The organism is Kribbella sp. VKM Ac-2569 (genome assembly GCF_004216905.1).
Lineage (GTDB): Bacteria > Actinomycetota > Actinomycetes > Propionibacteriales > Kribbellaceae > Kribbella.
In genome coordinates, this window is record NZ_SGXJ01000003.1 from 163,989 (window position 1) to 189,562 (window position 25,574).

The 25,574-nt window shown below is 68.0% G+C and carries 25 protein-coding genes; 16 read left to right on the forward strand and 9 right to left on the reverse strand.

Annotation, left to right across the window (positions count from 1 at the left end):
- Positions 1-26 precede the first annotated feature (26 nt).
- The gene (locus EV649_RS21025; protein ID WP_241998489.1) at positions 27-1,610 is read right to left on the reverse strand and encodes a DHA2 family efflux MFS transporter permease subunit; all 1,584 of its coding nucleotides are present in this window, start codon (positions 1,608-1,610) and stop codon (positions 27-29) included.
- Between the two features lie 277 nt (positions 1,611-1,887).
- On the opposite strand from EV649_RS21025, the gene EV649_RS21030 reads away from it, so the two are divergent.
- From EV649_RS21030 to EV649_RS41160, 13 genes are all read left to right on the forward strand, one after another.
- Positions 1,888-2,709, forward strand: a complete 822-nt coding sequence (locus tag EV649_RS21030) for a nitroreductase family protein (protein ID WP_198682612.1) — start codon at positions 1,888-1,890, stop codon at positions 2,707-2,709.
- A gap of 78 nt (positions 2,710-2,787) precedes the next feature.
- A complete protein-coding gene (locus tag EV649_RS21035) occupies positions 2,788-6,006 on the forward strand; it encodes a BTAD domain-containing putative transcriptional regulator (protein ID WP_130385267.1) in 3,219 nt (1,072 codons plus the stop codon).
- Between the two features lie 63 nt (positions 6,007-6,069).
- Positions 6,070-7,233 carry a CoA transferase gene (locus EV649_RS21040; RefSeq protein WP_241998491.1) on the forward strand — a complete coding sequence of 388 codons (1,164 nt, stop codon included), beginning with the start codon at positions 6,070-6,072 and terminating at the stop codon, positions 7,231-7,233.
- A gap of 43 nt (positions 7,234-7,276) precedes the next feature.
- The gene (locus EV649_RS21045) at positions 7,277-8,293 is read left to right on the forward strand and encodes a LacI family DNA-binding transcriptional regulator (protein ID WP_130385268.1); all 1,017 of its coding nucleotides are present in this window, start codon (positions 7,277-7,279) and stop codon (positions 8,291-8,293) included.
- Positions 8,294-8,448: 155 nt separating this feature from the next.
- The gene (locus EV649_RS21050) at positions 8,449-9,786 is read left to right on the forward strand and encodes an extracellular solute-binding protein (protein ID WP_130385269.1); all 1,338 of its coding nucleotides are present in this window, start codon (positions 8,449-8,451) and stop codon (positions 9,784-9,786) included.
- A gap of 27 nt (positions 9,787-9,813) precedes the next feature.
- Positions 9,814-10,779 carry a sugar ABC transporter permease gene (locus EV649_RS21055; protein ID WP_130385270.1) on the forward strand — a complete coding sequence of 322 codons (966 nt, stop codon included), beginning with the start codon at positions 9,814-9,816 and terminating at the stop codon, positions 10,777-10,779.
- Positions 10,780-11,685 (forward strand): carbohydrate ABC transporter permease, encoded by a 906-nt coding sequence (locus EV649_RS21060; RefSeq protein ID WP_198682613.1) that lies wholly within the window; start codon positions 10,780-10,782, stop codon positions 11,683-11,685.
- Positions 11,685-12,779 (forward strand): Gfo/Idh/MocA family oxidoreductase, encoded by a 1,095-nt coding sequence (locus EV649_RS21065; protein ID WP_130385271.1) that lies wholly within the window; start codon positions 11,685-11,687, stop codon positions 12,777-12,779. Before EV649_RS21060 ends, EV649_RS21065 begins: the two co-directional genes overlap by 1 nt.
- 34 nt (positions 12,780-12,813) lie before the next feature.
- On the forward strand, positions 12,814-13,965 hold the full coding sequence (locus tag EV649_RS21070; protein ID WP_241998493.1) for a CaiB/BaiF CoA-transferase family protein: 1,152 nt from the start codon (positions 12,814-12,816) through the stop codon (positions 13,963-13,965).
- Complete coding sequence (locus EV649_RS21075; protein WP_130385273.1) at positions 13,962-15,089, forward strand: extracellular solute-binding protein; 1,128 nt, start codon at positions 13,962-13,964, stop codon at positions 15,087-15,089. The genes EV649_RS21070 and EV649_RS21075 overlap by 4 nt, the downstream gene beginning before the upstream one ends.
- Entirely contained in the window at positions 15,086-15,541 is a 456-nt protein-coding gene (locus EV649_RS21080) for a MaoC/PaaZ C-terminal domain-containing protein (RefSeq protein ID WP_130385274.1), read from the forward strand. Before EV649_RS21075 ends, EV649_RS21080 begins: the two co-directional genes overlap by 4 nt.
- Positions 15,538-16,371: an amidohydrolase family protein gene (locus EV649_RS21085; protein ID WP_130385275.1), complete on the forward strand. Its 834-nt coding sequence runs from the start codon at positions 15,538-15,540 to the stop codon at positions 16,369-16,371. The genes EV649_RS21080 and EV649_RS21085 overlap by 4 nt, the downstream gene beginning before the upstream one ends.
- Positions 16,372-16,468: 97 nt before the next feature.
- Complete coding sequence (locus EV649_RS41160) at positions 16,469-16,612, forward strand: GPGG-motif small membrane protein (RefSeq protein WP_198682614.1); 144 nt, start codon at positions 16,469-16,471, stop codon at positions 16,610-16,612.
- 38 nt (positions 16,613-16,650) lie between these two features.
- On the opposite strand, the gene EV649_RS21090 is transcribed toward EV649_RS41160, so the two are convergent.
- A complete protein-coding gene (locus EV649_RS21090; RefSeq protein ID WP_130385276.1) occupies positions 16,651-17,145 on the reverse strand; it encodes a DUF6328 family protein in 495 nt (164 codons plus the stop codon).
- Between the two features lie 174 nt (positions 17,146-17,319).
- Here EV649_RS21090 and EV649_RS21095 point away from each other — a divergent pair, with 174 nt between their 5' ends.
- Positions 17,320-18,432 (forward strand): MFS transporter, encoded by a 1,113-nt coding sequence (locus EV649_RS21095; RefSeq protein ID WP_198682615.1) that lies wholly within the window; start codon positions 17,320-17,322, stop codon positions 18,430-18,432.
- Here EV649_RS21095 and EV649_RS21100 read toward each other — a convergent pair.
- Genes EV649_RS21100 through EV649_RS21115 form a run of 4 tightly spaced genes read right to left on the reverse strand, consistent with a single transcriptional unit; the run spans position 18,342 to position 21,117 of the window.
- A complete protein-coding gene (locus tag EV649_RS21100) occupies positions 18,342-19,211 on the reverse strand; it encodes an AraC family transcriptional regulator (protein ID WP_130385278.1) in 870 nt (289 codons plus the stop codon). The two genes, EV649_RS21095 and EV649_RS21100, sit on opposite strands and share 91 nt — an antisense overlap.
- Positions 19,212-19,246: 35 nt before the next feature.
- Positions 19,247-20,146 (reverse strand): pseudouridine-5'-phosphate glycosidase, encoded by a 900-nt coding sequence (locus tag EV649_RS21105; RefSeq protein ID WP_198682616.1) that lies wholly within the window; start codon positions 20,144-20,146, stop codon positions 19,247-19,249.
- On the reverse strand, positions 20,139-20,525 hold the full coding sequence (locus tag EV649_RS21110; protein ID WP_198682617.1) for a PfkB family carbohydrate kinase: 387 nt from the start codon (positions 20,523-20,525) through the stop codon (positions 20,139-20,141). Before EV649_RS21110 ends, EV649_RS21105 begins: the two co-directional genes overlap by 8 nt.
- 46 nt (positions 20,526-20,571) lie before the next feature.
- Positions 20,572-21,117, reverse strand: coding sequence for an alpha/beta hydrolase (locus tag EV649_RS21115; RefSeq protein ID WP_130385280.1), 546 nt, complete (start codon positions 21,115-21,117; stop codon positions 20,572-20,574).
- Between the two features lie 93 nt (positions 21,118-21,210).
- On the opposite strand from EV649_RS21115, the gene EV649_RS21120 reads away from it, so the two are divergent.
- Together EV649_RS21120 and EV649_RS21125 are read left to right on the forward strand one after the other, a co-directional pair.
- Positions 21,211-21,687 (forward strand): Lrp/AsnC family transcriptional regulator, encoded by a 477-nt coding sequence (locus EV649_RS21120; protein ID WP_206751588.1) that lies wholly within the window; start codon positions 21,211-21,213, stop codon positions 21,685-21,687.
- Positions 21,688-21,795: 108 nt separating this feature from the next.
- Positions 21,796-23,448: a DUF4091 domain-containing protein gene (locus EV649_RS21125; protein ID WP_130385281.1), complete on the forward strand. Its 1,653-nt coding sequence runs from the start codon at positions 21,796-21,798 to the stop codon at positions 23,446-23,448.
- Positions 23,449-23,602: 154 nt separating this feature from the next.
- Here EV649_RS21125 and EV649_RS21130 read toward each other — a convergent pair whose 3' ends face one another.
- The 3 genes from EV649_RS21130 to EV649_RS21140 form a co-directional block, all read right to left on the reverse strand.
- Positions 23,603-24,184: a carboxymuconolactone decarboxylase family protein gene (locus EV649_RS21130; RefSeq protein ID WP_130385282.1), complete on the reverse strand. Its 582-nt coding sequence runs from the start codon at positions 24,182-24,184 to the stop codon at positions 23,603-23,605.
- The gene (locus EV649_RS21135) at positions 24,174-24,500 is read right to left on the reverse strand and encodes a hypothetical protein (protein WP_130385283.1); all 327 of its coding nucleotides are present in this window, start codon (positions 24,498-24,500) and stop codon (positions 24,174-24,176) included. The genes EV649_RS21130 and EV649_RS21135 overlap by 11 nt, the downstream gene beginning before the upstream one ends.
- Positions 24,501-24,582: 82 nt before the next feature.
- The gene (locus EV649_RS21140) at positions 24,583-25,509 is read right to left on the reverse strand and encodes a proline dehydrogenase family protein (protein ID WP_130385284.1); all 927 of its coding nucleotides are present in this window, start codon (positions 25,507-25,509) and stop codon (positions 24,583-24,585) included.
- Positions 25,510-25,574 lie beyond the last annotated feature (65 nt).

Sequence of the window (25,574 nt, forward strand, 5' to 3'; positions counted from 1 at the left end):
GACAATCCGCGCGATCTCCTTGCCGGTCAGTCGATCACAGAGTCCTTGTCGGCGAGATGAGTCACCTCGCGCTTGCGGGGGAGCATCAAGGCCGGCACCAACGTGAGGAGCACCAGCGCCCACGCCACCCAATAGGTGTGGGCGAACGACGAGGCGGCGTCGACCAGCCCACGCGCGATCGCGGCCGGGTCGAGGTGGAGCGCGGCAACGTTCTCCGGACGGGTGTTGGACAGGATCGCCGCCTGCGTCTCGCGAATCCCGTCGCCCAGCCCGGGGATGTCCTGGGTGCCGGGGATGATCGGCGAGTCGTTGAGCTGGTTGGTGAGGATGACCGACATCGTCGCGACGCCGACCGACGACGCGATCTGCTGGCTGATGTTGAGCAGTGTCGAACCGCGCGCGACCTGGGGCCCGGAGAGCGTCCGCAGCGCCGTCGTGAACAGCGGCATCATCGTGCCGCCCATCCCGAAGCCCATCACGACCAGCATCGCGATGATCACGATGTACGGCGTGGTGGCAGTGATCTGGGTCAGGCCGAACATGCCGATCACGATGCCCGCGAGCCCGAAGGGCACGATCCGGCCCACCGGTATCTTGTCGACCAGTCGTCCCGCGATCGGCATCGTCACCATCGCGCCCAGGCCCTGCGGTGCGACCAGGAGGCCGGCGTGCAGCGTGGACTCGCCGCGGATCTGCTGGAAGTACGTCGGCACCAGCAGCAACCCGCCGAAGAACGCGGCCGCGAACAGGAACATCGTGATGATCGAGACCGTGAGGTTGCGGTCGCGGAACAGCCGGAGATCGAGCAGCGGGTGCCGCGGCCGGAACGAGTGCCAGACGAACGCGCCCATCAGCGCCACGCCGATCAGGATCGAGACCCAGACCCGCGGCGCCCCGAAGTCACCGCCCTCGGCGGGCAGCGACGAGACACCGAACAGGAACAACGCCAGGCCGGGGGACATCAGCACGACACCCAGGAGGTCGAGGGACTCGGTGCGTTGCGCCGTGTCCGGGGCCAGCGCGCGCCAGGCGTAGACGAGCGCGATCACGCCGAGCGGCACGTTGATCAGGAAGATCCAGTGCCAGCTCGCGATCTGGATCAGCCAGCCGCCCAGGATCGGGCCGAGGATCGGGCCGAGCAGCATCGGTACGCCGAGGATGGCCATCAACCGGCCCATCCGGTGCGGTCCCGCGGCCCGCGTCATGATCGTCATGCCGAGCGGCATCAGCATGCCGCCACCGAGACCCTGCAGGACCCGGAAGCCGATCAGCATGTCGATGCTCGTCGCGGTCGCACACAGCGCGGACCCGGCGGTGAACAGGAAGATCGCCATCATGTACAGCCGCTTGGTGCCGAACCGGTCGGCGGCCCAGCCTGTCAGCGGGATCACGGTCGCCAGCGCGAGCGTGTACGCCGTGACCGTCCAGGCGACGTGCGAATACGCGATCGGACTCTCAGGCGTGCCGAACTCGTCCTGGAAGGTCGGCAGCGCGACATTCACCACGGTGATGTCGAGAATCGACATGATCGCGCCCAGCACCACGACACCGGCGATCTTCAGCACCGCGGCATCGATGTGGTCGGGATACTCGGTAGCGCGCTCGCTCACAGTCTGTCCCCCCTCGGCACGAAACATCCTGTGCAGACCCTACGCCCGAAACCCCACCCAAAAGCTAGCCCTTTCCGCACGCGATACACGGCGCGTCGCGACCTGACAACACACCGTGTCCGTCTCGGGCGGTGAGATGGGGTCGGATATGTCTAGTGGATCGGTAGACTTTGAGGTGGATCGCGTCCCGGGGGATTTGTTGCCATCGGCCCCGTTCACCAGGCGGGACCGCGGGTGCCGGGGCGCGGTCCGTGCGACGAGGAGAATGAGAGATGTGATGACTGCGGATGATGCCTATCGGCTGCGCTACGGATCGAGTACGGCGGCGTTCGCGCCGCCGGCGGAGTGGAACGACGTACTCGCCCAGCAACTCGGTCACCGGTCGGTACGGGCGTACCGCTCGGATCCGGTGCCCGACGCGACGTTGACGGCGTTGATCGCGGCGGCGCAGTCGGCTCCGACGTCCGGCAACCTCCAGCTGTGGAGTGTGGTCGCGGTGCGCGACGAGCAACGCCGTACCCGATTGGCGAAGCTGGCAGGGGAGCAGGACTTCATCGCGCAGGCTCCGCTGTTCCTCGTCTGGCTGGCCGACCTCGCCAGGGCACGACAGATCACCACCGAGCTCGGATCGGCGACCGCCGAGGCCGCGGACTTCGTCGAAGCAGCGGTCCTGGCCTTCGTCGACGTCGCCCTGGCCGCCCAGAACGCCGCACTGGCCGCGGAGTCGCTGGGCTTCGGCACGGTCTTCGTCGGCGCGATCCGCAACCGCCCCCTCGACGTCGCGGACGAGCTCGGCCTGCCACCGAACGTGTTCCCGGTCTTCGGCCTGACCGTCGGCCGCCCCGACGGATTCGAGGAGACCGCGGTCAAGCCTCGTCTACCGCAGCAGGCCGTCCTGCATCACGAGCAGTACGAGCTCGAGCCGCAGGCGGCGTACGTCGAGACCTACGAGGAGGTGCTGAACGCCTTCTACGCCGACGCCGGACTCCCGGCCGGATGGATCGACCGCGTCGCCACCCGCTTCGGCACGGTCGCAGGCTTGAAGGGCCGCGAACACCTCCGCGAAGCCCTCCGCACCCGCGGCTTCGAACTGCGCTGACCGGACGACGACGCGCTGGCGGCCGTTGCTGAAGGCCCATAATCCGAGTGACCTGGTCGCTTCCGTAGGATCGTGCTCGTGCCCCGCAGGCGACAGGAGGAGCCGACGATCGGGTTCGGTGCGCTGTTACGGCGACTGCGCCAGGGCGCCGGAGTCACCCAGCGGGACCTCGCCGAGCGGGCCGGCGTGAGCATCGCGGCGATCCGCGACCTGGAACAGGGCAGGACCCGGAGCCCGAAAGTCAGCTCGATCGAGGCCCTCGCGAACGCGCTGGACCTGACTGCACCGGAAACCGAAACCCTTCAGACCGCCGCCAAGACGCACCGCCCGGTCGCCGTCCCCGGCGCAGCCGGACCGGTGTACGTCGGCGTACTCGGCCCTCTCGAAGTCCGCACCGGAGACCTCGCGGTGCCGGTCAACTCGGCTCCACAACGAACTCTGCTGGCGCGCCTGGCTCTCACCGCCGGTACGACGGTCGCCCAGGACGAACTGGTGGACCTCCTCTGGCCACGCGGCGCACCCAGCAACGCCGTCAACCTGCTCCAGACCCGCGTCGCCCGGCTGCGACGATTGCTCGAGTCTGGCCGGCCAGCTGTCATCGTCGGCGGCCGCACCGGCTACCGACTGGCGCTCGATGACCTCGACCTCTTGCAGTTCCGCGAGCTCATAACCGAGGCAGCACGCGCCGACCCGGAGATCGCGCTGGCCAAGCTCGCTAGCGCCGTGGACCTGTGGCGCGGCGACAGTGACGTGGACGCGATCGCTCACAGCCCTCTCTATGCGGCCGTCGTCAACGAGTACACGGCCGCCGTTCGAGCCTTCGCCGCGCTCGCACGCGACCTCGGCGAGCCGGAGCAAGCACTCGAGCCGCTGCGCGGACTGGCCCTGCGGCATGAGTTCGACGAGCCGTTGCATGTCGAGCTGATCCAGACACTCGCTGCGGCGGGACGGCAGGTCGAGGCGCTCGCGGCGTACGACCGGATTCGGACCGCGCTCGTGGACCACCTCGGCATCGACCCGGGGGAGCGGCTCCGCGCAGTTCACCTCGAGGTGCTGCGGCAGCAGACCGGTTCTCCAGCTGAGCCGTCGACGCGCGTGGTCGTCCAGCAGGCACCGTCCGCGCCACCGGACTTCGTCGGTCGGGCAGCGGAGTTGGAGACGATCCGTACGGCGCTCGGCGGGTCCAGCGGGGTGTCGTCGCGAGCCGTGCTGATCAACGGCATCGCCGGCGTCGGCAAGACTGCATTGGCCCTGACCGCCGCGCATCAGCTCCGCGAGCAGTACCCGGACGGGCAGCTGTACGCCGATCTGCGTGGCAGTGACACGACTACGCCCGCGCCGGTCCACGTACTCGGCCGCTTTCTGCGTGCTCTCGGCGTACCTGGTCGGCGTATCGGCACAGACGAAGCCGAGGCGGCGGCTTTGCTGCGCAGCGAGCTCGCCGACCGGCGGATGCTGGTACTGCTCGACAACGCTCAGGATGCGGCGCAGGTGCGGCCGCTGCTGCCAGGAGCGGGCCGAAGCGACGTGATCGTCACCAGTCGGCGGCGGATGCCGGACCTGCTGGCCGCGGGCGTTGTGAGTCTGGAGCCGCTGCCGCAGGAGGACGCCGTACGGCTGATCGCTTCCACTGCGCGGACACCTGGGCTCGATGCCGACCTCGAGGGTGTGCGTGCGCTCGTCGAGGCCTGCGCCCGGCTCCCGCTTGCGCTGCGGATCGCAGGCGCGCGGCTCGCCACCCGGCAGGAATGGACCGTCGCCGATCTGGCCGGTCGCCTCGACGACGGCAACCGCCGGCTCACCGAACTCAGCCTTGGCGAGTCGAGCGTGCTCAACAGCTTCCAGCTCAGCTACGCGGATCTAAGTGCGGACGCCCAGCGCGCGTTCCGGATGTGCAGCCTGCATCCCGGCGACGACTTCAGTGCCGAGAGTACGGCGATCCTTCTCCGTACGTCGACGGCCGAGGCGGAGCGCGTGCTGGAGTCGCTGCTCGAGGCGAACATGCTCCTCCAGCACTCGAAGGACCGCTACCGGTTCCACGACCTGCTCGGCCTGTACTCGCGACGCCTTCTCGCCGAGGATCCCGAACACGAAACCGCCCGGACCCGGCTGCACAGCTGGTACGCCGAGGCCGTGACTGCCGCGATCGACTGGGCGTATCCGCAACTCCTGCGCCTCGATGCCCACGGCGAAGCGGACTGGTACTTCGCCTCCGAGGACGAGGCGCTCGCCTGGCTGGATCACGAACTGCCCGCCTTGCTGGCTGTTGTGCAGGGTGCAGCGAAGTCCGGTGAGGGGGAGCTGGCCTGGCGGATCGTGGACCAGCTCCGCGGGTACTTCCTGCTGCGCCGGGACGCGGACGGGTGGCTTCCTGCGGCCCGTGCCGGGTTGGACGCCGCCACTGCGGCCGGCGACGACCGCGCGTGCGTTGCCATGCTGATCAACCGGGCGCAGGCTTTCGGGGCGGTCGGACGTGACGCGGACGCGCTGTCCGATTGCCTGGCGGCGTCGGCCCTCGCGGTCGGTGTCGGGTGGAGCGAGGCCGCAGCCTATGTGGCTCATCAGACCGGGTGGCTGCAACTCGAGCGCGGCATGCTCGTCGACGCCGAGCTCTGGATGCGCCGCGCGACGGAGCTGACCGCCGACGACCAGCGCGGCCACATCCGCGCCATCGTGGTCAACGGACTCGGGATGATCCGGCTCCACCAAGGCGAACTCGCCGAAGCGGCAGACCTGTTCGCGGCCGCGCTGAAGCTCAACGAGACCGGTCGCGAGACGTCGGCGCTCGCGAACCGGGGCAATCTGGCGAGCGCGTTGCGGCAACTGGGCGAGGTCGACCGTGCGGCGGGCCTGCTCGACGACGTCCTGACGTCGTACCAGCGCCGCTCGCACGTCCGCGGTGAGTTGTCGACGCTGGACGAGCTCGCGCGGTTGTACAGCCAGCGCGGCGAGGGTACGGCGGCTTTGCGTACGGCGCTGCGAGCGCATCAACTCGCAATCGTCGTACGCGATCGCAAGGCCCAGGCACAGACTGCGTCGGCGGTTGCCGAGGCGCACCTGGCGTTGGGTGATGCCACGGCAGCCATTGACTGGATCGAAGACTGCCTCACGATCGCCCGCGCAACGTATCCCTTCCTCGAGACCCACGCCCTACTGACCCTCTCGACCGCCCAAACCCAAGCCGGCAACCCAACGGCCGCCGTCAATGCCGCCACTCAAGCGGCATCGATCGCCCACACTCACGGCTTTCACCTCCTCAATGCCCAAGCCGCGGCCGTCCTCCCACTCCACACCTGAGATTGGTTGCTCCTCGGGTAGCGGTTGGCTTATCGTTGCGCAAACGATTGAGCAGGTGGTGGCGTGCGAGCGGGGGATGGGATGCAGGCGGCGGAGCTTCCGTTGGCGGGAGTCGTGGTGCTGGACTTCAGCCAGTTCCTGGCGGGTCCGGTCGCGGCGCTGCGGCTGGCTGATCTCGGTGCGCGGGTGATCAAGATCGAGCGGCCGGTGACCGGCGAGATCGGCCGCACACTTGCCTTCGCGGGCCGGTGGGCGGACGAGGACACGGTCTCGTTCCACGCCATGAACCGGAACAAGGAGGCGGTCGTTGCCGACCTCAAGGATCCCGGCGAACTCGAGCAGGTCAAGAGCCTCGTCGCGCGCGCCGACGTACTGATCCACAACTTCCGGCCAGGCGTGATGGAGCGACTCGGCCTCGACTACGAGTCCGCGAGGGCGCTGAATCCAGGACTCGTGTACGCCGCCGCGTCCGGGTACGGCGCCGACGGGCCGTGGGCAAGCCGCCCGGGCCAGGACCTGCTCGCGCAGTCCGTCTCGGGTCTCACGTGGGTGAACGGAGGCGATCGCCCTGTCACGGTCGGCCTCTCGCTGGCCGACCACCTACTCAGCTGTCACCTCGCCGAGGGCGTGACAGCCTTGCTGGTCCGCAAACTACGCACGGGCCGCGGCGGCCTGATCGAGACAAGCCTCCTCGAAGGCATGCTGGACCTGCAGTCCACCCTCCTCACCGCCCACCTCAACAAGTCGGCACCCGACCCCGCCGACACCCTCACTCCACACTCCCTCTACCCAACTGCCGACGGCTACCTAGCCATCGCCCCAACCCGCCGCGACAACCTAATCCAAGCCCTAGTCAACAACTCCGCCTCCGCTCCCGCAGCTGGACCGGCGGGGAGCGAGAGTTGGGTTGCGGAGCAGCTCTTGGCGGCCGGTACGGCGTACTGGCTTGAGGTTCTCGGGGAGGTCGGGATCGAGTGTGCGCCGCTGCGGACGCTGGACGAACTGATCGCGTCGCCCGAGTTCGCTGCGATCGAGATGACGCAGACCGTGGAGCGTCCGCCGGCCGAACCAGGTGGTGAGTCGCTCCGGCTGACGACCACGCGCAGCCCGATCCGCATCGACGGCAAGGTGCTCCGCAACCACCGAGCGGCACCACGCCTCGGAGCCCAAGGCCGCCTACACAACGGCGCCGACCCACTCGCCGAAGCCGGTCCCGTTGATGAGTGAGTCGGGTGGGGCGCGGGGTGGGGGCGTCAGTAGGGTGGGCGGTATGGCCACCCTGGGAGACGTCGCCGCCCGTGCCGGCGTCTCGATTTCTGCTGTGTCGCGGGTGCTCAGCGACGCACCGGACTCACGTGTGAGTGCGGCGACTCGTGAGCGGATCGTCGACGCGGCGCGGGAGCTGAACTACCGCCCCAACTTCGCGGGTCGCGCGCTCAAGTCCGCGCGTACCCAGGTAGTCGGTCTGGTCGTCCCGGACATCACCAACGCGCTGTTCACCGAACTCATGCACGGCGCCGAGGACGAGGCCACCGAGCGGGGGTACACGGTCCTGCTCGGCCGCTCGGACGACGTACGACCAGGCGGCGAGGTCATCGCCCGCCTGATCGGCGAAGGCCGGGTCGACGGTATGGCGCTCCAGGTCGGGGACGCGGTGCAACCCGCGGGTCTGCGCGACCTGCTCACCGCGCAGGCCCCGATCGTGCTCGTCAACTCCTCCATCCCGGGTCACGTCGGCTCGGTCACCCTCGACGATCATCACGGTGCGCTGATCGCGACGCAGCATCTCCTCGAGCTCGGGCACGAGCGGATCGCCTTCGCCAACGGGCTCCCGCGGTCGTTCACTGCGAAACGGCGACGTACCGGGTACAAGCTGGCGCTCGCAGGCGCCCGCGTACGGGTGCCGAAGGAGTACGAGACCAGGATCGGCTACACCGTCGACAACGGACGTACGGCGCTGCACCGGTTGATGGCGCTCGACCCGAAACCGACAGGCGTCGTGGTCGCGAACGTCAACGCCGCCGTCGGCCTGCTGGGGGAGGCGCGCAAGGCCGGGATCCGCGTCCCGGAAGACCTCTCCGTCGTCACAGTCCACGACTCATGGACCGCCGAGAACACCTGGCCACCCCTCACCGCGGTGAAGATGCAGTTCTACACCGTCGGCCGCACCGCCGTCCGCAGCGTCATCCGCCGCATCGAAACCGGCGAAACCTCCGACGAGGTCGTCACCGACCCGCCACCGGAACTCGTGATCCGCGAGTCCACCGCATCACCTCGCTCCGCCTGACCGCGGTGTCCCCGGGGGGTGTGCAAAAGTCCGTGCGCAAACGATTGACCAATCTGGGGTCTGCGGTTTAGCGTTTCTGCTCTAACGTTTGAGCAGATGGTGCTTCGGCTTGGATTTGCCGCCCCGCTCGGGACACGAAGCGAAGGAGTTCGTTCATGAAGTCACCCGGAGTACGTCCCGGGACAGTGCGCACTGTGGCTGTTGCGGCGGTTGTGTGTGCGGTGGGTTTGCTGGCTGCTTGTGGTTCGTCGGGGGGTGGGGCGGGCGCGGATGTCAAGCAGACCGACTCCGGTGGGGCGATCACGGTGTGGGTGGATCCGCCGCGGGTGCCTGCTGCCAAGGCGTTTCAGAAGGCGCATCCTGAGATCAAGGTGACGCTGAACCAGATCGACGGGACCGTCGGCGGCAAGTCGTTGCAGCAGCAGTTCGCGCAGTTCAACCAGGCCGGCAAGGGCTGGCCGGACGCGATCTTCTTCCCGTCCAACGACGACATCGCCTGGGCAGCGGGTGCGCAGGTCAACTTCACGGCCGACCTCACGGACCTGGTCCCGGACGTGATCAAGGGGTATGAGGACGCCGTGATCGCGCCGTGCAAGATCGACGGCAAGATCCGCTGCCTGCGGAACGACGCCGCGCCTGACATCTTCTGGTACAACAAGGCCTTCTTCACGCAGAACGGGTACCAGGTTCCCAAGACCTGGGAGGAGTACGGCGACCTCGCGGTGCGCATCGCGAAGGAGCACCCGGGCAAGCTGAGCGGCTTCACCGGCGACGCGTATGCACCCGACCGGTACCTGTGGGCCTCCGGCTGCCCGACGAACGCCCGCAAGTCCGAGACCGAGGTCCACCTCGACCTGACCGACCAGAAGTGCGTGCGAGCCAAGGAGTTGCTCGCGAAACTCGTGCAGGCGAAGGCAGTTTCGACCGTCGGGATCTTCGACGCGGATGCGGCCAAGGTGGGCAAGGACCTCGTCATGAGCCCCGGTGCTGCCTGGTGGGGCGACTACCTGTTCCGTCAGTCCTGGAAGATCCCCGCCGGTCAGATGACGGGCGTCGCGCCGCTGACGTGGAAGGGCGAGGACAAGCCGGCCACCGGCAACGAGGGCGGGGGACTGTGGGGCTTCTCGCGCCACATCACCGGTAAGCAACTCGAGAACACGCTCACGTTCGCGAAGTTCGTTGCCACCGACCCCAAATGGCAGGTCGAGCTGTCGACCGGTCTTCCGGCGTACGGGCCGGTCCAGGACGCGTGGATCGCGAAGCAGGCCAAGGGGCAGTACTTCGCCGACAACGCGGGGACGTTCGCCGCGATGAAGGGCGCCACCGCGTACGTCCAGCCGGATCACTCGTACCTGCTCTACAACACGGGCAGCGTGTGGACCGAGACGATGGCGGCCGGCCTGGCGTCGGGCAAGGGCGTTGACCAGGCGTGGACCGGGTTCAACGACGAACTTCTGAAGCAAGCCAAGGCCATGGGCTACACCGTCAAGTAGAGCAGTCAAGTAGAGCAGGAGTTCCGCATGACGACCGCGACGGTCGACAAGCGCAGTACGAGTGTGCCGGTGCCGAAGCCGCAGCGATCCCGGGCGAAGGCGTCCCGGTCGAGTGAGACGCGCGGCGCCTGGATCCTGTTGTCGCCGTACGTCGTCCTGCTGCTCATCGGCGGCATCGTGCCGGTGGGCTACGCGATCAAGACTGCTCTGGAGAAGCCGCCGACACCGCTGGACCCGAGCACCGGGTTCGGCGGTGTGGCGAGCTTCAAGACGGTGTTCACCGACTACCGGTTCGTCGACACGTTCCAGAACGTGCTCGCGACGCTGGTGATCTGGCTGCCGATCATGATGGTCGGCATCGTCGGCCTCGCGCTGCTGATCCACGCCAGCCCCGGCCGGTTCGGTTCGGCGATGCGGTTCGTCTACTACATCCCCGGCGCACTGGCCGGTATCGCGAACTTCGTCCTGTGGGTGTACCTGCTCAACCCTGGGCAGTCGCCGATCGAGGGGTTCTGGCACGCGATCGGCGTCGACACGATCAAACAGGCGGTCGCCGCACCGGGTCAGCTGCCGTTCATCCTCACCGCGATGATGTTCTTCCAGGGCGTCGGCTCGTGGATCGTCGTCGTCAACGGCGGGCTGAACGGCATCTCCGAGGACGTCTTGGAGGCGGCCGCCCTGGACGGCGCGAACGCGTGGCAGCTCGCCTGGCACGTCAAACTCCCGATCATCCGGCCGTGGATCGGGTACGCCGCCTTGATGAATCTCGCGTACGGATTCCAGCTGTTCCTCGAGCCACAGCTCCTCGACCAGGTGGCGAGCAACGCGCTGCCCGACCAGTGGACGCCGACGCAGCTCGGGTACGCGTTTGCCTTCAGCAACTACAACTTCCCGGCCGCGGCGGCGATGTCGCTGATCCTGCTCGTGATCACCCTCGGCATCGGACTGCTGATCGTGTTCCGCAGCGGGCTCTTCGGCAAGGAGGACAACTAAGTGACACGCATTGAGAGCTGGAGCCCCGGCAGGCTGGCCAGGGTCGTGTCGATGCTGTTCGTCGCCGCGATCTTCCTGGTGCCGATCGCCGGTTTCGTCGCGATGGCGTTCCGCTCCAACGACGGCGTGGAGAACGGCAGCGGCGGTTTCCTCGGCCTCGGAGACATTGCCTGGAGCAACGTCCGGTACAGCTGGTCGCAGGTCAATGGCTTCGGCCCGGAGGGCGGCCTGTTCACCCGCTGGCTGACGAACTCACTCGTCGTGGCGGCCGGGGGAGCGATCCTCGCTGTCGTCGCAGCGCTCCCGGCCGGCTACGCGATGGCACGGCTGCGGTTCCGCGCCCGCCGGGCAGTGCTCCTGATCACCTTGGTCACGATGGTGATGCCGAACACCGTGCTGGTCATCCCGCTGTTCCTCGAGGTGAACGCCGTGGGTGCGGTCGGCGAGCTGTGGCCGGTCGCGCTGATCATGGGCTTCTTCCCGTTCGGCGTGTACCTGTCCTACATCCACTACCTCACCACGATGCCGAAGGAACTCGTCGAGGCGGCCCGCCTGGACGGGCTCGGGGAGGTGTCGGTGTTCTGGTGGATCGGGCTGCGGATCTCCAAGCAGGTCGTCGTACTCGTCGCGTTCTTCGCCTTCGTCGCGAACTGGACGAACTTCTTCCTGCCGCTGGCGTTGCTGTCGTCGAACCAGAAGAACCAGACCGTGTCGATCGGCCTGCAGCAGTTGATCGGCGCGAGCCCGCTGTTCAACCCGACCGTCGCGGCCGGTTTGGACGTCAAGCTCTACATGCCGCAGCTGGCGTTGGCGACGTTCATCTCGATGCTGCCGCTGCTGGCGGTCTTCCTCGGCGCCCAGCGGTTCCTCATCCGCGGCGAGACGGTCGGGGCGGTGAAAGGCTGATGACCGATCTCCCGGAGTTCGCACCACACCCCGGCTACGCCCTCACCCCGCCGGCCAACCCGCGGCCGATCGTGATCGTCGGCGCCGGCGGCATCGTCCGCGACGCCCACCTGCCCGCGTACAGCAAGGCCGGTTTCCCCGTCGCGAGCATCACGGACCTCCAACTCGACCGCGCACAGGCGCTCCAAGAAAAGTACGGCATACCGAAGGCGTACGACGATGTCGCTGCCGCCGTGGCAGTCGCACCTGACAACGCGGTGTACGACATCGCCCTCCCGCCCGAGGCCCACGTAGACGTCCTCGAACAGCTACCCGACGGAGCCGCCGTACTGCTCCAGAAACCCTTGGGCAACCAGCTCGCCGAGGGCATCCGCACCCGCGAAGTCTGTCGCCGCAAGGGCCTCGTAGCCGCGGTCAACACCCAGCTGCGGTTTGCGCCGTACGTCGCCGTCGCGCGGAAGCTGATTGCCGACGGCATCATTGGCGAGCTCTACGACTTCGAGATCCGGGTCTCGGTCCGTACGCCGTGGGAGATGTTCCCGTACGTCCTCGAACTCGACCGGCTCGAGATCAACATGCACAGCGTCCACTACCTCGACCTGGTCCGCTCGTTCCTGGGCGATCCGACCGGCGTGTCCGCAGTCACCGTCCGGCACCCGGAGAAGACCCACGCGAACAGTCGCTCCGACATCGCTCTGACGTACGGCGACCGCCCGGTGCGGGTCGTGGTGTCGACGAATCACGATCACCATTTCGGTGAACGGTACGAGGAGAGCTACATCAAGTGGGAGGGCACGAAGGGCGCCGTACGCGTGCAGCTCGGGCTGTTGCTCGACTACCCGCGCGGTGGTGAGGACCGGCTCGAGCTCGTCACCGACGATCGCCTGGAGGAGGGTTGGCGGCCGGTGCCGTTCGAGGGCTCGTGGTTCCCCGACGCGTTCATCGGCTCGATGGGCGTGGTCCAGCGCTACCTGGAGGGCTCGATCCCTTCGCTGCCCACTTCGGTGGAGGACGTCTTCCGCACGATGGCGGTGGTCGAGGCGGCCTACACCTCCGCCGCGAATGGTGGCGAACCGCCGCAGTACGACGCTTGAACGATCTGAGAGGAACAACGATGGGAACCGAGTGGTGACGGAACTTCCCCTGTCCGGGGTCACCGTCCTCGACTTCAGCCAGTTCCTGGCCGGGCCGGTGGCGGCGTTGCGGCTGGCAGATCTGGGCGCGCGGGTGATCAAGATCGAGCGCCCCGGCAGCGGCGACGCCGGCCGGCAACTCGCCTTCGCCGGCCGGATGATCGAGGGCGACAGCATGTCGTTCCACGCGATGAACCGGAACAAGGAGAGCATCGTCGCCGACCTCAAGGACCCGGCCGACCTGAACAGGGTCCGGGCGCTGGTCGCGGCGGCCGATGTGGTGGTCTCGAACTTCCGTCCCGGCGTGATGGAACGGCTCGGCCTCGACTACGAGACGGTACGCCGGATCAACCCCGGCATCGTCTACGGCAGTGTCAGCGGGTACGGCGACACGGGTCCGTTCAAGGACCGGCCCGGACAGGATCTGCTCGCCCAGTCGATCGCCGGCCTGCCATGGCTGAACGGTTCCCGCGACGATCCGCCGATGCCGGTCGGACTGGCCGTGGCCGACCATCTCGCCAGCTGTCATCTCGCCCAGGGCATCACGGCGCTGCTGGTACGACGGTTCCGCACTGGTCGAGGTGGACACGCGCAGACCAGTCTGCTGGAGGCGCTGCTCGACCTCGAGTTCGAGCTGCTGACGACGCGGTTGAACGACCCGTCGATCGCCGTACAACGGAAGGGCACCCGCTCGGCGCATGCGTTCCTGCCGGCGCCGTACGGCATCTATCCGACCAGCGACGGGTACCTCGCGATCGCGATGAACCCGGTCCCGACCATCGGCCGGTTGCTCGACCTGCCCGAGGTCGCCGCGATGACCGATCCGCAGTCGTGGTGGGATCGGCAGGAGGAGATCGAGGAGCTGCTGTCGGAACGGCTCAGCACCCGGACTCGCGATGAATGGCTGGCCGTCCTCGACGCCGAGGACGTGTGGTGCGCGCCCGTTCTTACCCTGGACGAACTGGTCGCGCACGACGGCTTCCGCGCGATCGCGATGACGCAGGAGCTCCACCGCGACGGTCTCGAGCTGACCACCACGCGGAGCCCGATCAGGATCGACGGCGAGCGGCTGACCAACTCGCGGCCGGCGCCCCGGCTGGGCGAGCATGATCCCGTCGAACCGCACTCGGTGGAGGAGATCGCATGACGACGTTGCGTGGCATGACCTGGGAACATCCGCGCGGGTACGACTGCCAGGTCGCGGCGGCGAAGGAGTACGCGCGTCGTACCGGTGTCGACGTGCAGTGGGAGTACCGCTCGCTCCAGGCCTTCGCCGACGAGCCGATCGCGGGGCTCGCGGCCCGGTACGACCTGCTCGTCATCGACCATCCGCACGTCCCGCTGGCGGCGGCCGAGGGACTGCTAGCACCGCTAGACGGAGCCGGTCATGACGAGGAGCTAGCAGCGCTAGCAAACGATGCTGTGGGCAACAGCCACGCGTCCTACGCCCATGACGGTCACCAGTACGGACTCGCCACCGACTCCGCTGCGCAGGTCGCCGTACATCGTCCTGATCTGCTGCCCACCCCGCCGACGGAATGGGACGGCGTACTCGAGCTGGCCCGCGAAGGCAGGGTGCTCTGGCCAGCGAAGCCGATCGACGCGTACTCAAGCCTGTGCACCCTCGCCGCCAACCGCGGTACGCCGGTCGCGGCCGAGCCGGGCCGCTTCCTCGCCGAGGACGACGCGGCCGTCGTACTCGACCTGATGCATCGGCTCGCGGAGCGAGTCCCCGAGTGGTGCCTCGCAGCCAACCCGATCGAGGTCGCCGAGGCATTGGCGGGGGACGGGCAATGGGCTTACGTGCCGCTCGCCTACGGGTACACGAACTATTCGCGTAACGGTTTCCGCCCCCATCGGCTCAAGTACGTCGACATTCCGGCCGGGCCGCGTGGGGTCGCCGGGTCGCAGCTAGGGGGAGCCGGCATCGCGGTCTCGGCGTACACCCGGGAACTCGAGGCAGCCCGCGCGTACGCCGTCTGGCTAGCCTCGCCCGAGGTCCAGTCGGGGGTGTACTACGACGCAGGCGGCCAGCCCGGGTACGCGTCTTCGTGGGATGACGACCGTCTGAACGAGGACTCGTGGGACTTCTTCCGCGGGATCCGGCAGACGCTCGAAGGCGCGTGGGTGCGGCCGCGGACGGCGGGCTACATGGAGTTCCAGGACGTCGTCTCGCCGTGGGTCACAGCGACCCTCCGCGGTGAGCTGACCGATGCCGAGCTGGTACGGCGCGCAAACGCGCTGGCCGAGCGACTGTTGGGAGAGCGATGAAGGTCGCGGAGCGGTGGTTCGAGGAGTACGAGATCGGCGAGAGCCGCACTACCGTCGGGCGGACGATCACCGAGGCCGACATCGTGCTGCACGCCGGCCAGACCGGTGACTTCTTCCCGCACCACCTGGACGCCGAGTGGATGGCGACGCAGCCGGCCGGGCAGCGGATCGCGCACGGCACGCTGATCCTCTCGGTCGCCGTCGGGATGACCGCGGGCGACATCAATCCGCGGTCGATGTCGTACGGATACGACAAGATCCGCTTCATCAAGCCGGTGTTCATCGGCGACACGATCACGGTCACCGCGGCCATCACTGAGAAGTCCGACCACAAGCGGACGCCGGAGACCCACGGCTATGTTCACGAGCAGGTCAGCGTGACGAACCAGCGCGCGGAGACCGTTCTCGTGCTCACCCATCTCTATCTGGTCGACAAGCGAGGTCCGGCATGATCATCGACGCGCACCAGCACGTGTGGGATCTGGACCGCTCGCCGTACCGGTGGCTCGGCCCGCATGTACCGCAGTGGAACCGCACCTTCACCTTCGAGGAGCTCAAGCCGCAGCTGGTCCGCAACGGCGTCGACGCGACGGTGCTCGTGCAGTCCGACGACCACGATGGCGACACCGACCTGATGCTGGAGGTGGCCGATCGGCATCCTGAGGTGGCGGCGATCGTGGCGTACGTTCCGCTCGATCAACCCGGCGTTGCTGCGGAGCGCCTCGCGCAGTTGCGGAAGGACCCTCGCGTGGTCGGTATTCGCAACCTGATCCACGACCTCCCGGACCCGGACTGGATCCTGCGGCCCGACGTCGGCGAGGGGCTCGGCGTACTCGAGCAGGCAGACGTGACGTTCGACTACGTCGCCGTACTGCCTCGGCATCTCGAACACGTCCCGACGCTGTCGGAACGGCACCCCGAACTGCGGATCGTCATCGACCACCTCGCCAAACCACCGATCGGCGACGCGGAACGCGAGCCGTGGTGGAGCCTCATCGCGACCGCCGCCGAGAACCCGCGCGTGTACGCGAAGGTCTCCGGTCTCTACCCCGAAACCTGGACCCGGGACTCGCTGCAACCGTTCCTCGACCGGGCGCTGGAGGTCTTCGGGCCGGAGCGACTCATGTACGGCGGCGACTGGCCGATCTCCACCGCGGCGGGCGGATACGACCGAGTCTTCAAGGGCCTGTCCGACGCTCTCTCGCACCTCTCGGACAGCGACCGCGAACACATCTACTCAGCCACCGCCCGCCGCTTCTACCGAATCAACGGCCAGGCGTAGGCCTCGGGTTTGCGGGAGATTCGCGCGGGCACCGGATGGTGTCCGCACGGGGATTCAACCTGCCGGGCCAGTGCCCGGCCCTGGAAAGGGGAAGACCATGGAGTTCGTTCTGTGGATCATCGCCGTGATCCTCGTCGTATCCGGGATCGTGGGGCTGTTCCGTGGCCAGATGCTCTGGGGTGCCGCGCTGATCGTCCTCGGCCTTCTGGTCGGTCCTGGTGGCGTCAGCCTCTTCACCTGATCAACGTCGTCCCCGCGCTGTCCTCAGCGCGGGGACGATCAGGTTCGACCGTTCGTGCCCTTGTGCCTGATGTACGCCGGGATTGCGAGCCATAGCGTCACGAACCAGATCAGCACGCCGACGACCGTGGCGACGGCGGCGGGGCGGGGGAGGACGACGTCGATGGCGATCAGTACGCCGCCGCACATCGACAGGATGAGGAGCGCCATACCGCCGCGCGCCAGACGATCCGTGGCGGTGACCATACGGTCACGCAACTGTTGGCGCCACAGCACCCGGTGCAGCGCGACCGGTGCCAGGAACAGCGCAACCGCCAGCGCCGCCGCGATCAGCGTGCAGGCGTACACCGCATGCGTGAAGTCGTCCGCGGCGTGGAACTGGTTCTGGAACGCGATTCCCAGCAAGAAGGCGAAGAGGATCTGCGTGCCGGTCTGCACGAGCCGCAACTCTTGCAGCAGCTCGTTCCAGTGCCGGTCGAGGCGCTCACCTGAGCTCTCGTCATCACGCTCGTACGCCTGCGGATCGGAGCTCATCAGTCAGCCTTCCGTCGTACGTCGACCCCCGGGTACCCAGCGGGTGTTCTGATCAAGCGTTCGCGACGCGTGATCAACCGCGGGGGAGCGGTGGGCGTGAGGCTTGGGGGCGTGACTTCTACGTGCGAATCGTCCGACACACGCCCTTCGCCGTTCAGGGCGCGGTCTGGGCTGGTGTCGTTGCTCGCTCTCGATCTGGGGATCTGCCTGCTGGTGGCGAGCGAGTTCCTGCCGGCCAGCGTGCTGCCCCGCATGGCCGCCGACCTTGGCGTCTCCGAAGGAACCGCCGGGTTGGCTGTTGCCGCCACCGCGATCGCCGGTGCCGTGACGGCGCCGTCGATCGCGATGGTGCTGCCGCGCGCGGATCGGCGGCTGGTGCTGATCGGCTTGCTCGCGGTGGCTGCGGTGTCCGATCTTGCGGTGGCGCTGTCGCCCGGGTTCGCGGTGGTGCTGCTGAGCCGCCTGATCCTGGGCGTTGCGATCGCGGGCTACTGGTCGTTCGCGTTCGGCGCTGGCGTCCACGCCCTCCCGGGCCGCGAGCGGTTGGTGTCGACCAGCCTGTCGGTCGGGGTGAGCGTCGCGACGATCGTTGCCGTCCCGCTGGCGTCCATCGGCGCGGACACCGCCGGGTGGCGCGTCGTCTTCGGGGCGGCGGCCGCGTTGACCGTGCTGAGCCTGCTGTTCCTGGTCGTGGTGTTCCCGCCGGTTCCGGCGCACCCGGCGGCCGGACTTGCCATGATGCGGAGCGCACTACGCAATCCGTTGCTGATCGCGGGCCTGGTCATGATCGTGTTCGCTGCGCTCGGGAACTTCGTCGCTTACCCGTACATCCGGCTGGCGATCATGCGTGTGGCACCTGATGGTTCTGCCTGGATGTTGCTGGTCTGGGGACTGGGCGGTTTGGTAGGCAATATCGCGGCCGGCGCCTTAGCATCACGCTTGCGGGTCGCCTCCGCCGCGGCGCCGCTGTTGCTGTCCGCAGGCCTGGCCGTGACCGGCCATGCCGTCGGTGTACCGATGCTCGCGGCCGGAGTGATCGTCTGGGGGCTCGCGTTCAGCATGATGCCGGTCGTGACGCAGCTGTGGGTCGCTGGTGCCGAACGCGAACACACCGAGTCGGCCATGGGCTTGCAGGTGACAGCCTTCCAGGCGGCGATCACCGTCGGTTCAGCCGTCGGTGGCGCGTTCGTGGATGGTCATGGCGTCGCTGCGACCCTCGTGCTCGGTGCGGTGTGCGCAGTCGTCAGCGGGATCGGGTTCGCAGTGCTGCGCAATCCCGGTGCCTGAAGGATGTTGGCCCTCCATGACTGCGGTGACAGTCCATGTTCGGCGGCGAACGCTCGGCTGAAGGCTGCGATCGATCCGTAGCCGCAGCGGGACGCGACGGCCTCGACCGGGAGACTGCGATCGGACAGCAGATCCCGGGCCGCGCCCATGCGGACCTCCCGCAGCATCCGGACCGGGCTCCGACCGAGCGCCTTCTGGAAACGTGCGCTGAGCGCGGACCGGGACAGGTGCACCAGGCCGGCCAGCGACTCGACGCTCCACTTGTTCGCCGGGTCTGCGATCACGGCTTCGAGCACGCGAGTCACCAGCGGGTCGGTATGCGTCTCGGAGCCCTGGTCCGCCAGCCAGGAGTCCGTCATCGCAGCACCGACGAGGTTGCCGTAGCCGTCCGCGAACACCGAGGCACGGCAGGCACCGTCGAGCGGGCAGCCCCGGACCAGTTCGGCGACGCCCGCGTGCCGTGCTGCGAACCCGCGAATCACCATCGGACTTGGGACGGGGTACGTCGCGACAGCCACCCGGAGGTCCGCGACCGCAAGCTTGGCGCGTGCATCTGTGGTCACTGCGAAGCCGGTCCGTGAGTCGAGCCAGGCCGCGTCGCCAGGTGCAAGCTGCGTAGTGCCGGCCGCTGTTCCGAGGTTCGCCGTACCGCTGAGCACCAGGAACCACAGCGGTCCCGGCGAACTCAGCGACGCCGTACCGACGAGAAGGCGATGCGTCAGTTCGCTCAGATCGAATCGGGCGGTCGTCGGGCGTCCACGAAGGTCAGATTGAGCCACAAACAGAAAACAGCCCGGGTCAATCGGTGTATTCCCTACTCAGCAAGCGCGACGGCGATCCGGGCAGCGACAGCAGCGTTGTTCCGGGCCAGTGCGAGGTTGGCCGGGATGCTCTGCCCGTCCGTCTCCTTCTCGATCCGCGCGAGCACGTAAGGCGTGACAGCGGGACCCACGACCCCTGCCCGCGCGCTCGCCTCCAACGCAGCCGTGAGTACGGCGTCGATTCGCGCCGCCGGGATCTCGTCGTCGACGGGAATCGGAACCGTCAGTAGTACGCCGGTCGCCGGCCTCGCCCGAAAACGGAGTACGTCGCAGACCACTCGCTCGTCGTCCACGCGATGGGGGACCGGTAAGCCGCTCGACCGCGTGTAGAAGGCCGGGAACCAGTCGTGCTGCCAGCCCAGAACCGGTACGCCGGCGGTCTCGAGATACTCGAGTGTTCGGGGCAGGTCGAGGAAGGCCTTGGCGCCGGCGCAGACGGTGATGACCGGGTGGTTGGCGATCGCGTCGAGGTCGGCCGAGACGTCTCCGCTGAGCTCTGATCCGCGGTGGACGCCGCCGATGCCGCCGGTGGCGAACACCGAGATGCCGGCCGCATGCGCGAGCGCGACGGTGGCCGAGACGGTGGTGACGCCGACGTCCCAGCCCTGTGCCTGCGCTACCGCGAGATCGCGCTCGGCGACCTTGCGGGTGCCCTGCAGCACTCTCTTCTCCTCGTCCGGCGAGAGGCCGAGTTGGGCACGGCCGTCGAGGATCGCGGCCACGGCCGGCACCGCACCGTGGTCTCGTACTGCCTGCTTGCAGAGTTCGAGCGCATCGGCGTTGGCCGGGGCAGGCAGTCCGAGGTTGGAGAAGATCGTCGACTCGAGCGCGACGACCGCGCGGTGCTCGGCCAGCGCTTGGGCCACGTCGTCGGACAGGATGGGCTCAATCACACGCGGTTCCGTTCTCGTCAGCGGTCATGGACAGCGTGGCACCGGGTTCGCGGAGAACCCGCCTGGCAAGGGTATGGCCCGCCTTGACCGCCTCGACGGCGTCGGCGTCAGCGAGTACGGCGGACAGGAAGCCCGCCGCGAACGCATCGCCTACACCGGTCGTGTCGCGCACTTCGTCGACCGGGGGCACCGGGGCAGTTGTCGATGTGTTGGCGTGAATCTCTGTGGGCTCTACGCCGTTCTTGACGACAACCGTCGTACCAGATGTCGCCCTGCCGCGCCGCCGCGTGTCCGGCAGATCCGCGCGGGGTTGTCCGTCCCGGACCGCGCCGTACCCGCTGCCCAGACCACCACGTCCTCGACGAGGTCGCCAACACACACGAGCGTACGGCGATCCGACACAGCTACCACCTCCCGCGCCGACGCTACGGCACGTTTGCCAGGAGGCCTTCGAGCAGTTGGCGGCCGAGCGGCCAGTCGCCGAGATCGCTGGCGGAATTGATATGTCCGGCGCGATCCACCAGGTGACAATCCGCCTTCCAGGCGTCGGCGAAGGTGGTCGCCCGTTCTGCGGTGCAGTACGGGTCGTCTGTGCTGGCTACCAGCAGCGAACGGCAGGGGAGGGGTTGCGTCGGGACGGCCCGGAACGTTCCCGCGCGGTCGGGGAACGTGGGGTGCTGAGTGTCTGGAGGTGCTACGAGGAGTGCAGCTGTGGCGGATCCTCCCGCGGCGAGCCAAGCGGCGGCGGTCCAGCAGCCCAGGCTGTGCGCCACCAGCACCACGTCATCGTCGCGGTCGCGGGCATCGTCGTACGCCCGTTGTGTCGCGGCAACCCAGTCGTCCAGCTCAGGCTCGCTCCACGACGCCGGAACGATCCGTACGGCGCGGTCGCCCCAGGACTGTTCCCATCGGCTTTGCCAGTGCACACCGTCGGAGCCGTCGATGCCCGGGAGGATGACAAACGCTGTCACTGCAGACCTCGCTTTCACTTGCGCAACCCACGACCATGGGAGGCTTGAGGCACCGAGTCTGATCGAATCAACAGGCTCGCGACGGCGTGGCAAGTGATCACAAAGACATTGGCGGCAACAACCATGGAATCACTCGACGAGATCGACCGGCGGATCCTCGCCCTGCTCCAGGCCGAGGGCCGGCTGACCGGCGCCGAGCTCGGCCGCCGGGTCGGGCTGTCCCAGCCTGCCGCGAGCGCGCGGGTCCAGCGACTCGAGAAGACCGGCGTCATCACGGGGTACCGGGCGGTCGTCGACCCGGCCAAGCTCGGGCTCGGCATCACCGCCCACATCAGGCTGCGCATCTCGCACGCGCAACTCGAACAGGCGCTCGCGCTCGCCTCGCGGACCTCCGACATCACCGCGATCCGTCGGGTCACGGGCGAGGACTGCCTGCTCTGCGACGTTCACTGCTCCGACGCGCGCCGCCTCGAGACCATCATCGACAGCCTCGCCCGCTTCGGCCCGGTGACCACGGCCCTCGTCCTGCACGACTACTCGGCACGTGCGTTGACGCCTGCCGAGGAGTGAGCCTCATCGTGGGACGGCGGTTGTGCGTTGATGCGCGAATCTGCATCATAGAGTCCACTATTACGCACAAGTGATGGATGACGTGCTTGTCGGAAGGAGTGGTCCGAAGTGACCGCCAAGTGGGAGTTCGTGCTCTGCGATGCGCTCGCGAAGGTGCACCCGGTGCGGGACCCGCGCCCCGTGTCCGCCGAGACCACGTTCCAGGCCTTCCTCGGTGAGCCGGCGTCGTTCCAGCTCGCGTACCGCCCTCCGCTCGAGCCGAAGTTCCGCGACCCCCGCCCGCTGCAGGTGCGGGTCGAGGGCCCGGCGGCCGACCTGGTCGCCATGTCGAGTGTCGACCTCGTGCCTTGCTCCTTCGTCGCACCTCCGGGCCATGACGACGGGTACGAGTTCGACGAGCCCGGCCTGTATCCGGATGTGCTGCGCCCGGTGCCGAACGGCGAAGCTCCGGTGCGGTTCGGCAGCTGGAGTGCGTTGTGGTGCGACGTCACCACGACCGATCCGGCGCGCGCCGGCGTACACGAACTCACCGTCGTGGTGAGCGCGCCCGACGGCTCCGAGCTGCATCGCGCGGCGGTCGCCGTCGAGATCACGGGGATCGAGTTGCCGCCGCTCGACATCGTGTCGGGGCACTGGATGCACCTCGACTCGCTCGCGGACCACTACGGCGTCGAGGTGTTCAGCGAGGAGCACTGGACCATCGTGGAGCGCTTCATGGCGTCCGCGGTTGAGATGGGTGCGACGTCGCTGCTCGCGCCGGTCTGGACGCCGCCGCTCGACACCGCGGTCGGTACGTACCGGACCGTTGTGCAGCTGATCGACATCACGGCGAACGAGGAAGGGTACGCGTTCGGGTTCGATCGACTTCGACGGTGGCTCGACGTATGTCGGCGTACCGGGATCACCGGGGTCGAGGTCGCGCACCTGTTCACCCAGTGGGGCGCGAAGGCCACGCCCGGCATCGTGGTGGGCGAGGAGCGCGTCTTCGGGTGGAACGTGGCGGCGACCGACGTACGGTATCGGGAGTTGATGGAAGCATTGCTGCCCTCGCTGCAGGCCGTGCTCGACGAGGAATGGGACCGCGACCACGTCGTCTTTCACATCTCCGACGAGCCGTCGGGGGAGGACGGGCTCGCGAGCTACCTTGCGGCGAAGTCTGTGGTCGCCGATCTCCTGAAGGGCTGGACGGTTGTCGACGCCCTGAGCGAGCACTCCTTCTACACGTCGGGTGCCGTGGAGGTGCCCGTTGTCGCGACCGATCATGTGGAGCCGTTCCTGGCCGAGCGGCCGGAACGTCTGTGGGTCTACTACTGCGTCAGCCAGGATCGCGATGTCGCCAATCGGTTCATCGGGATGCCTTCGGCGCGGAACCGCGCGATCGGGCACCAGCTGTTCGCATCCGGCGTGGACGGGTTCCTGCACTGGGGATTCAACTTCTGGTACACGTGGCACTCGATCCGGCGGGTGGATCCGTTCGCGGACACCTCGGCCGGCGGCGCGTTCCCGTCCGGCGATCCCTTCGCGGTCTACCCCGGCCCGGACGGCACACCCTGGCCGTCGCTCCGTCACCGCGTTTTCGCACAGGCGATGTGGGACCACCGCGCACTCCAGGCCGTACGCGCGGCCCACGGCAACGCGGCTGCACTCGACCTCATCGACCCCGACCGAACCCTCCGCTTCAACCGCCCAGTACTCGACCCGAACCACTACTACAAAGCCCGCCAACGCATCACCGAGGCACTGACAGTTCCTGCGGTTTAGGGTGAAGCCGTACGGCGTGCGCCTCGCTTGGTGTGCTCGCCGGAGTCGACGAAGGCGCTCCGGTTCGATTGACCAGCAGCTGGGAAACTATTCGTCACTGGGGGACGATTTCTTACCCCACTGCCACCTAAGGCGTGAGGACTGCCTGCGTCGGCTAGCGGTAGCCGCGTTTGAGGAGGTATTTCGCTCCTGCTTCATAGCCTTTCGGGGTGAGGAGCTCGAAGCCGAAGGCGTCGGCGAGGCGGCTGGTCGTGTTGAAAGCGGTACACACCGCGAGCGCGTCCTTGACCTGCTGGGGTGAGACGCCAGCGGCCAGGACGTCGCGCAGGTCGTCGGCGTCGACGCGTCCGTTGCGGATCAACTTGCCGAGCATGCGCAGCGTTGCCCGGAGCGGCTCATCGAGCGACGCCGATTCCAGGTCGTCGAGGATCGCCGCCACCCGCGGACCGTCTTGGTAGGCGAGGCTTGCGGTCGCGGTGTGGGCGCCGACGCAGAACGCGGACTGGTTCAGCTTGGCCACGTAGGCGGCCATCAGCTCGCGGTCGCCGACGGACCAGTCGGAGGGCCCGCGCAGTGCTTCGTGGGTGAACTCCTTGGCCGGGTTTCCGTAGAAGTCGGACCGGTAGAAGGTCAGCTTGGCGGCGTCCGGGAGCGGCTGCCCGGAGAACAGCCGGATGAGCGCGAACATCAGCTTCGTTCCGGGCCGGTAGCCGTGGTTGAGGATGTCAAGATGCATGGCCCGGCGCCTCCTCGGAGATCGCTTCGGCCAGCGCCGCCAGCCCGGCTTCGTACAGGCGGGTCGAGTGACCGACCGCGGCGCAGATAACCAACTCGAACACCTCGTCCTCGGTGCAGCCCGCTACCGTCAGGTCAGCCTCGCTGATGCGTACCGGCGTACATGTGACCTTGCTGAGCAGCGTGCTTAACGGTGGGACGAGGCCTTCGTTGTTGAACGCGCGCGTGCGCTGCTCCGTAGACGCTCTGCCGTCGCCCGTCAGGATCCGATCCACGAGCGCGCGGTGTGCCACTCGTTTGGCGTCGTCGTCCAGCACCGTGCCGTCACCTCCTCGGCGGACTCGGCTGTCCGCCCTCAGGTGTATGACGATCAGCGCACCATGAAATCCGACATCCGCGCTACTTGGTGACGAGGGAGCGGAGCAAGAAGCCGACGTTGGCGGGGCGCTCGGCCAGGCGGCGCATGAAGTACCCGTACCAGTCGTCGCCGTACGGGACGTAGATCCGAACCCGGGACCCCTGCGAGCGAAGCTGCTCCTGCGCGCTCGGCCGGATGCCGTAGAGCATCTGGAACTCGTAGTCGTCCTGGCCCTTGCCGTGCTGCGTCGCCAGTGCCTGGGCGATGGAGATCATGCGCGGGTCGTGGCTGGCGATCATCGGGTAGCCGAGTCCGCCCATCAGGATGCCGAGGCATCGGGCGTACGCGCGGTCGACGTCGCTCTTCGCGGGGTGCGCGACGGACTTCGGCTCGGCGTACGCGCCCTTGACCAGGCGTACCCGCGACCCGGTGGTGGCGAGGTCGCGGCAGTCGGCCTCGGTCCGGTACAGCATCGCCTGCAGCGCGACGCCGACCGACGGGTGGTCCTTGCGCAGCTCGGCCAGGATGCTGAGCGTGGAGTCGACCGTGGTGTGGTCCTCCATGTCGAGGGTGACGGTCATGCCGGCGTCGGAGGCCGCGGCGCAGATCGCGTGCGCGTTCTCGGCGGCCAGGGCCTCGCCGTCGCCGGGCAGCGCCTGGCCCATCGCGGAGAGCTTGAGTGATGCCTCGGACTTGGTCGCGAGTCCCTGGTCGGCCAGCAGTTTGATCAGGTTGAGGTACGCGTCCCGTGTGGCCTCGGCCTGGGCTCGATCCAGCGTGTCCTCGCCGAGGTGGTCGAGGGTCACGGCGAAGCCGCCGGAGGTCAGCCGGCGGGTGGTGTCGACGGCGGCGTACACGTCGTCACCGGCGATGAAGCGCGTGACGACCTTGCGCGTCACCGGGGACTTGGTGACGACGGCCCGGACGCGACGGCTGCGGGATGCGGCGAGCAGAGCGGTACCAAGCACGGCGGACTCCTCCGGGTCAGGATGTGAGTGCACTGTAAGGACCATCACGGTTGGTCGGCGTTATC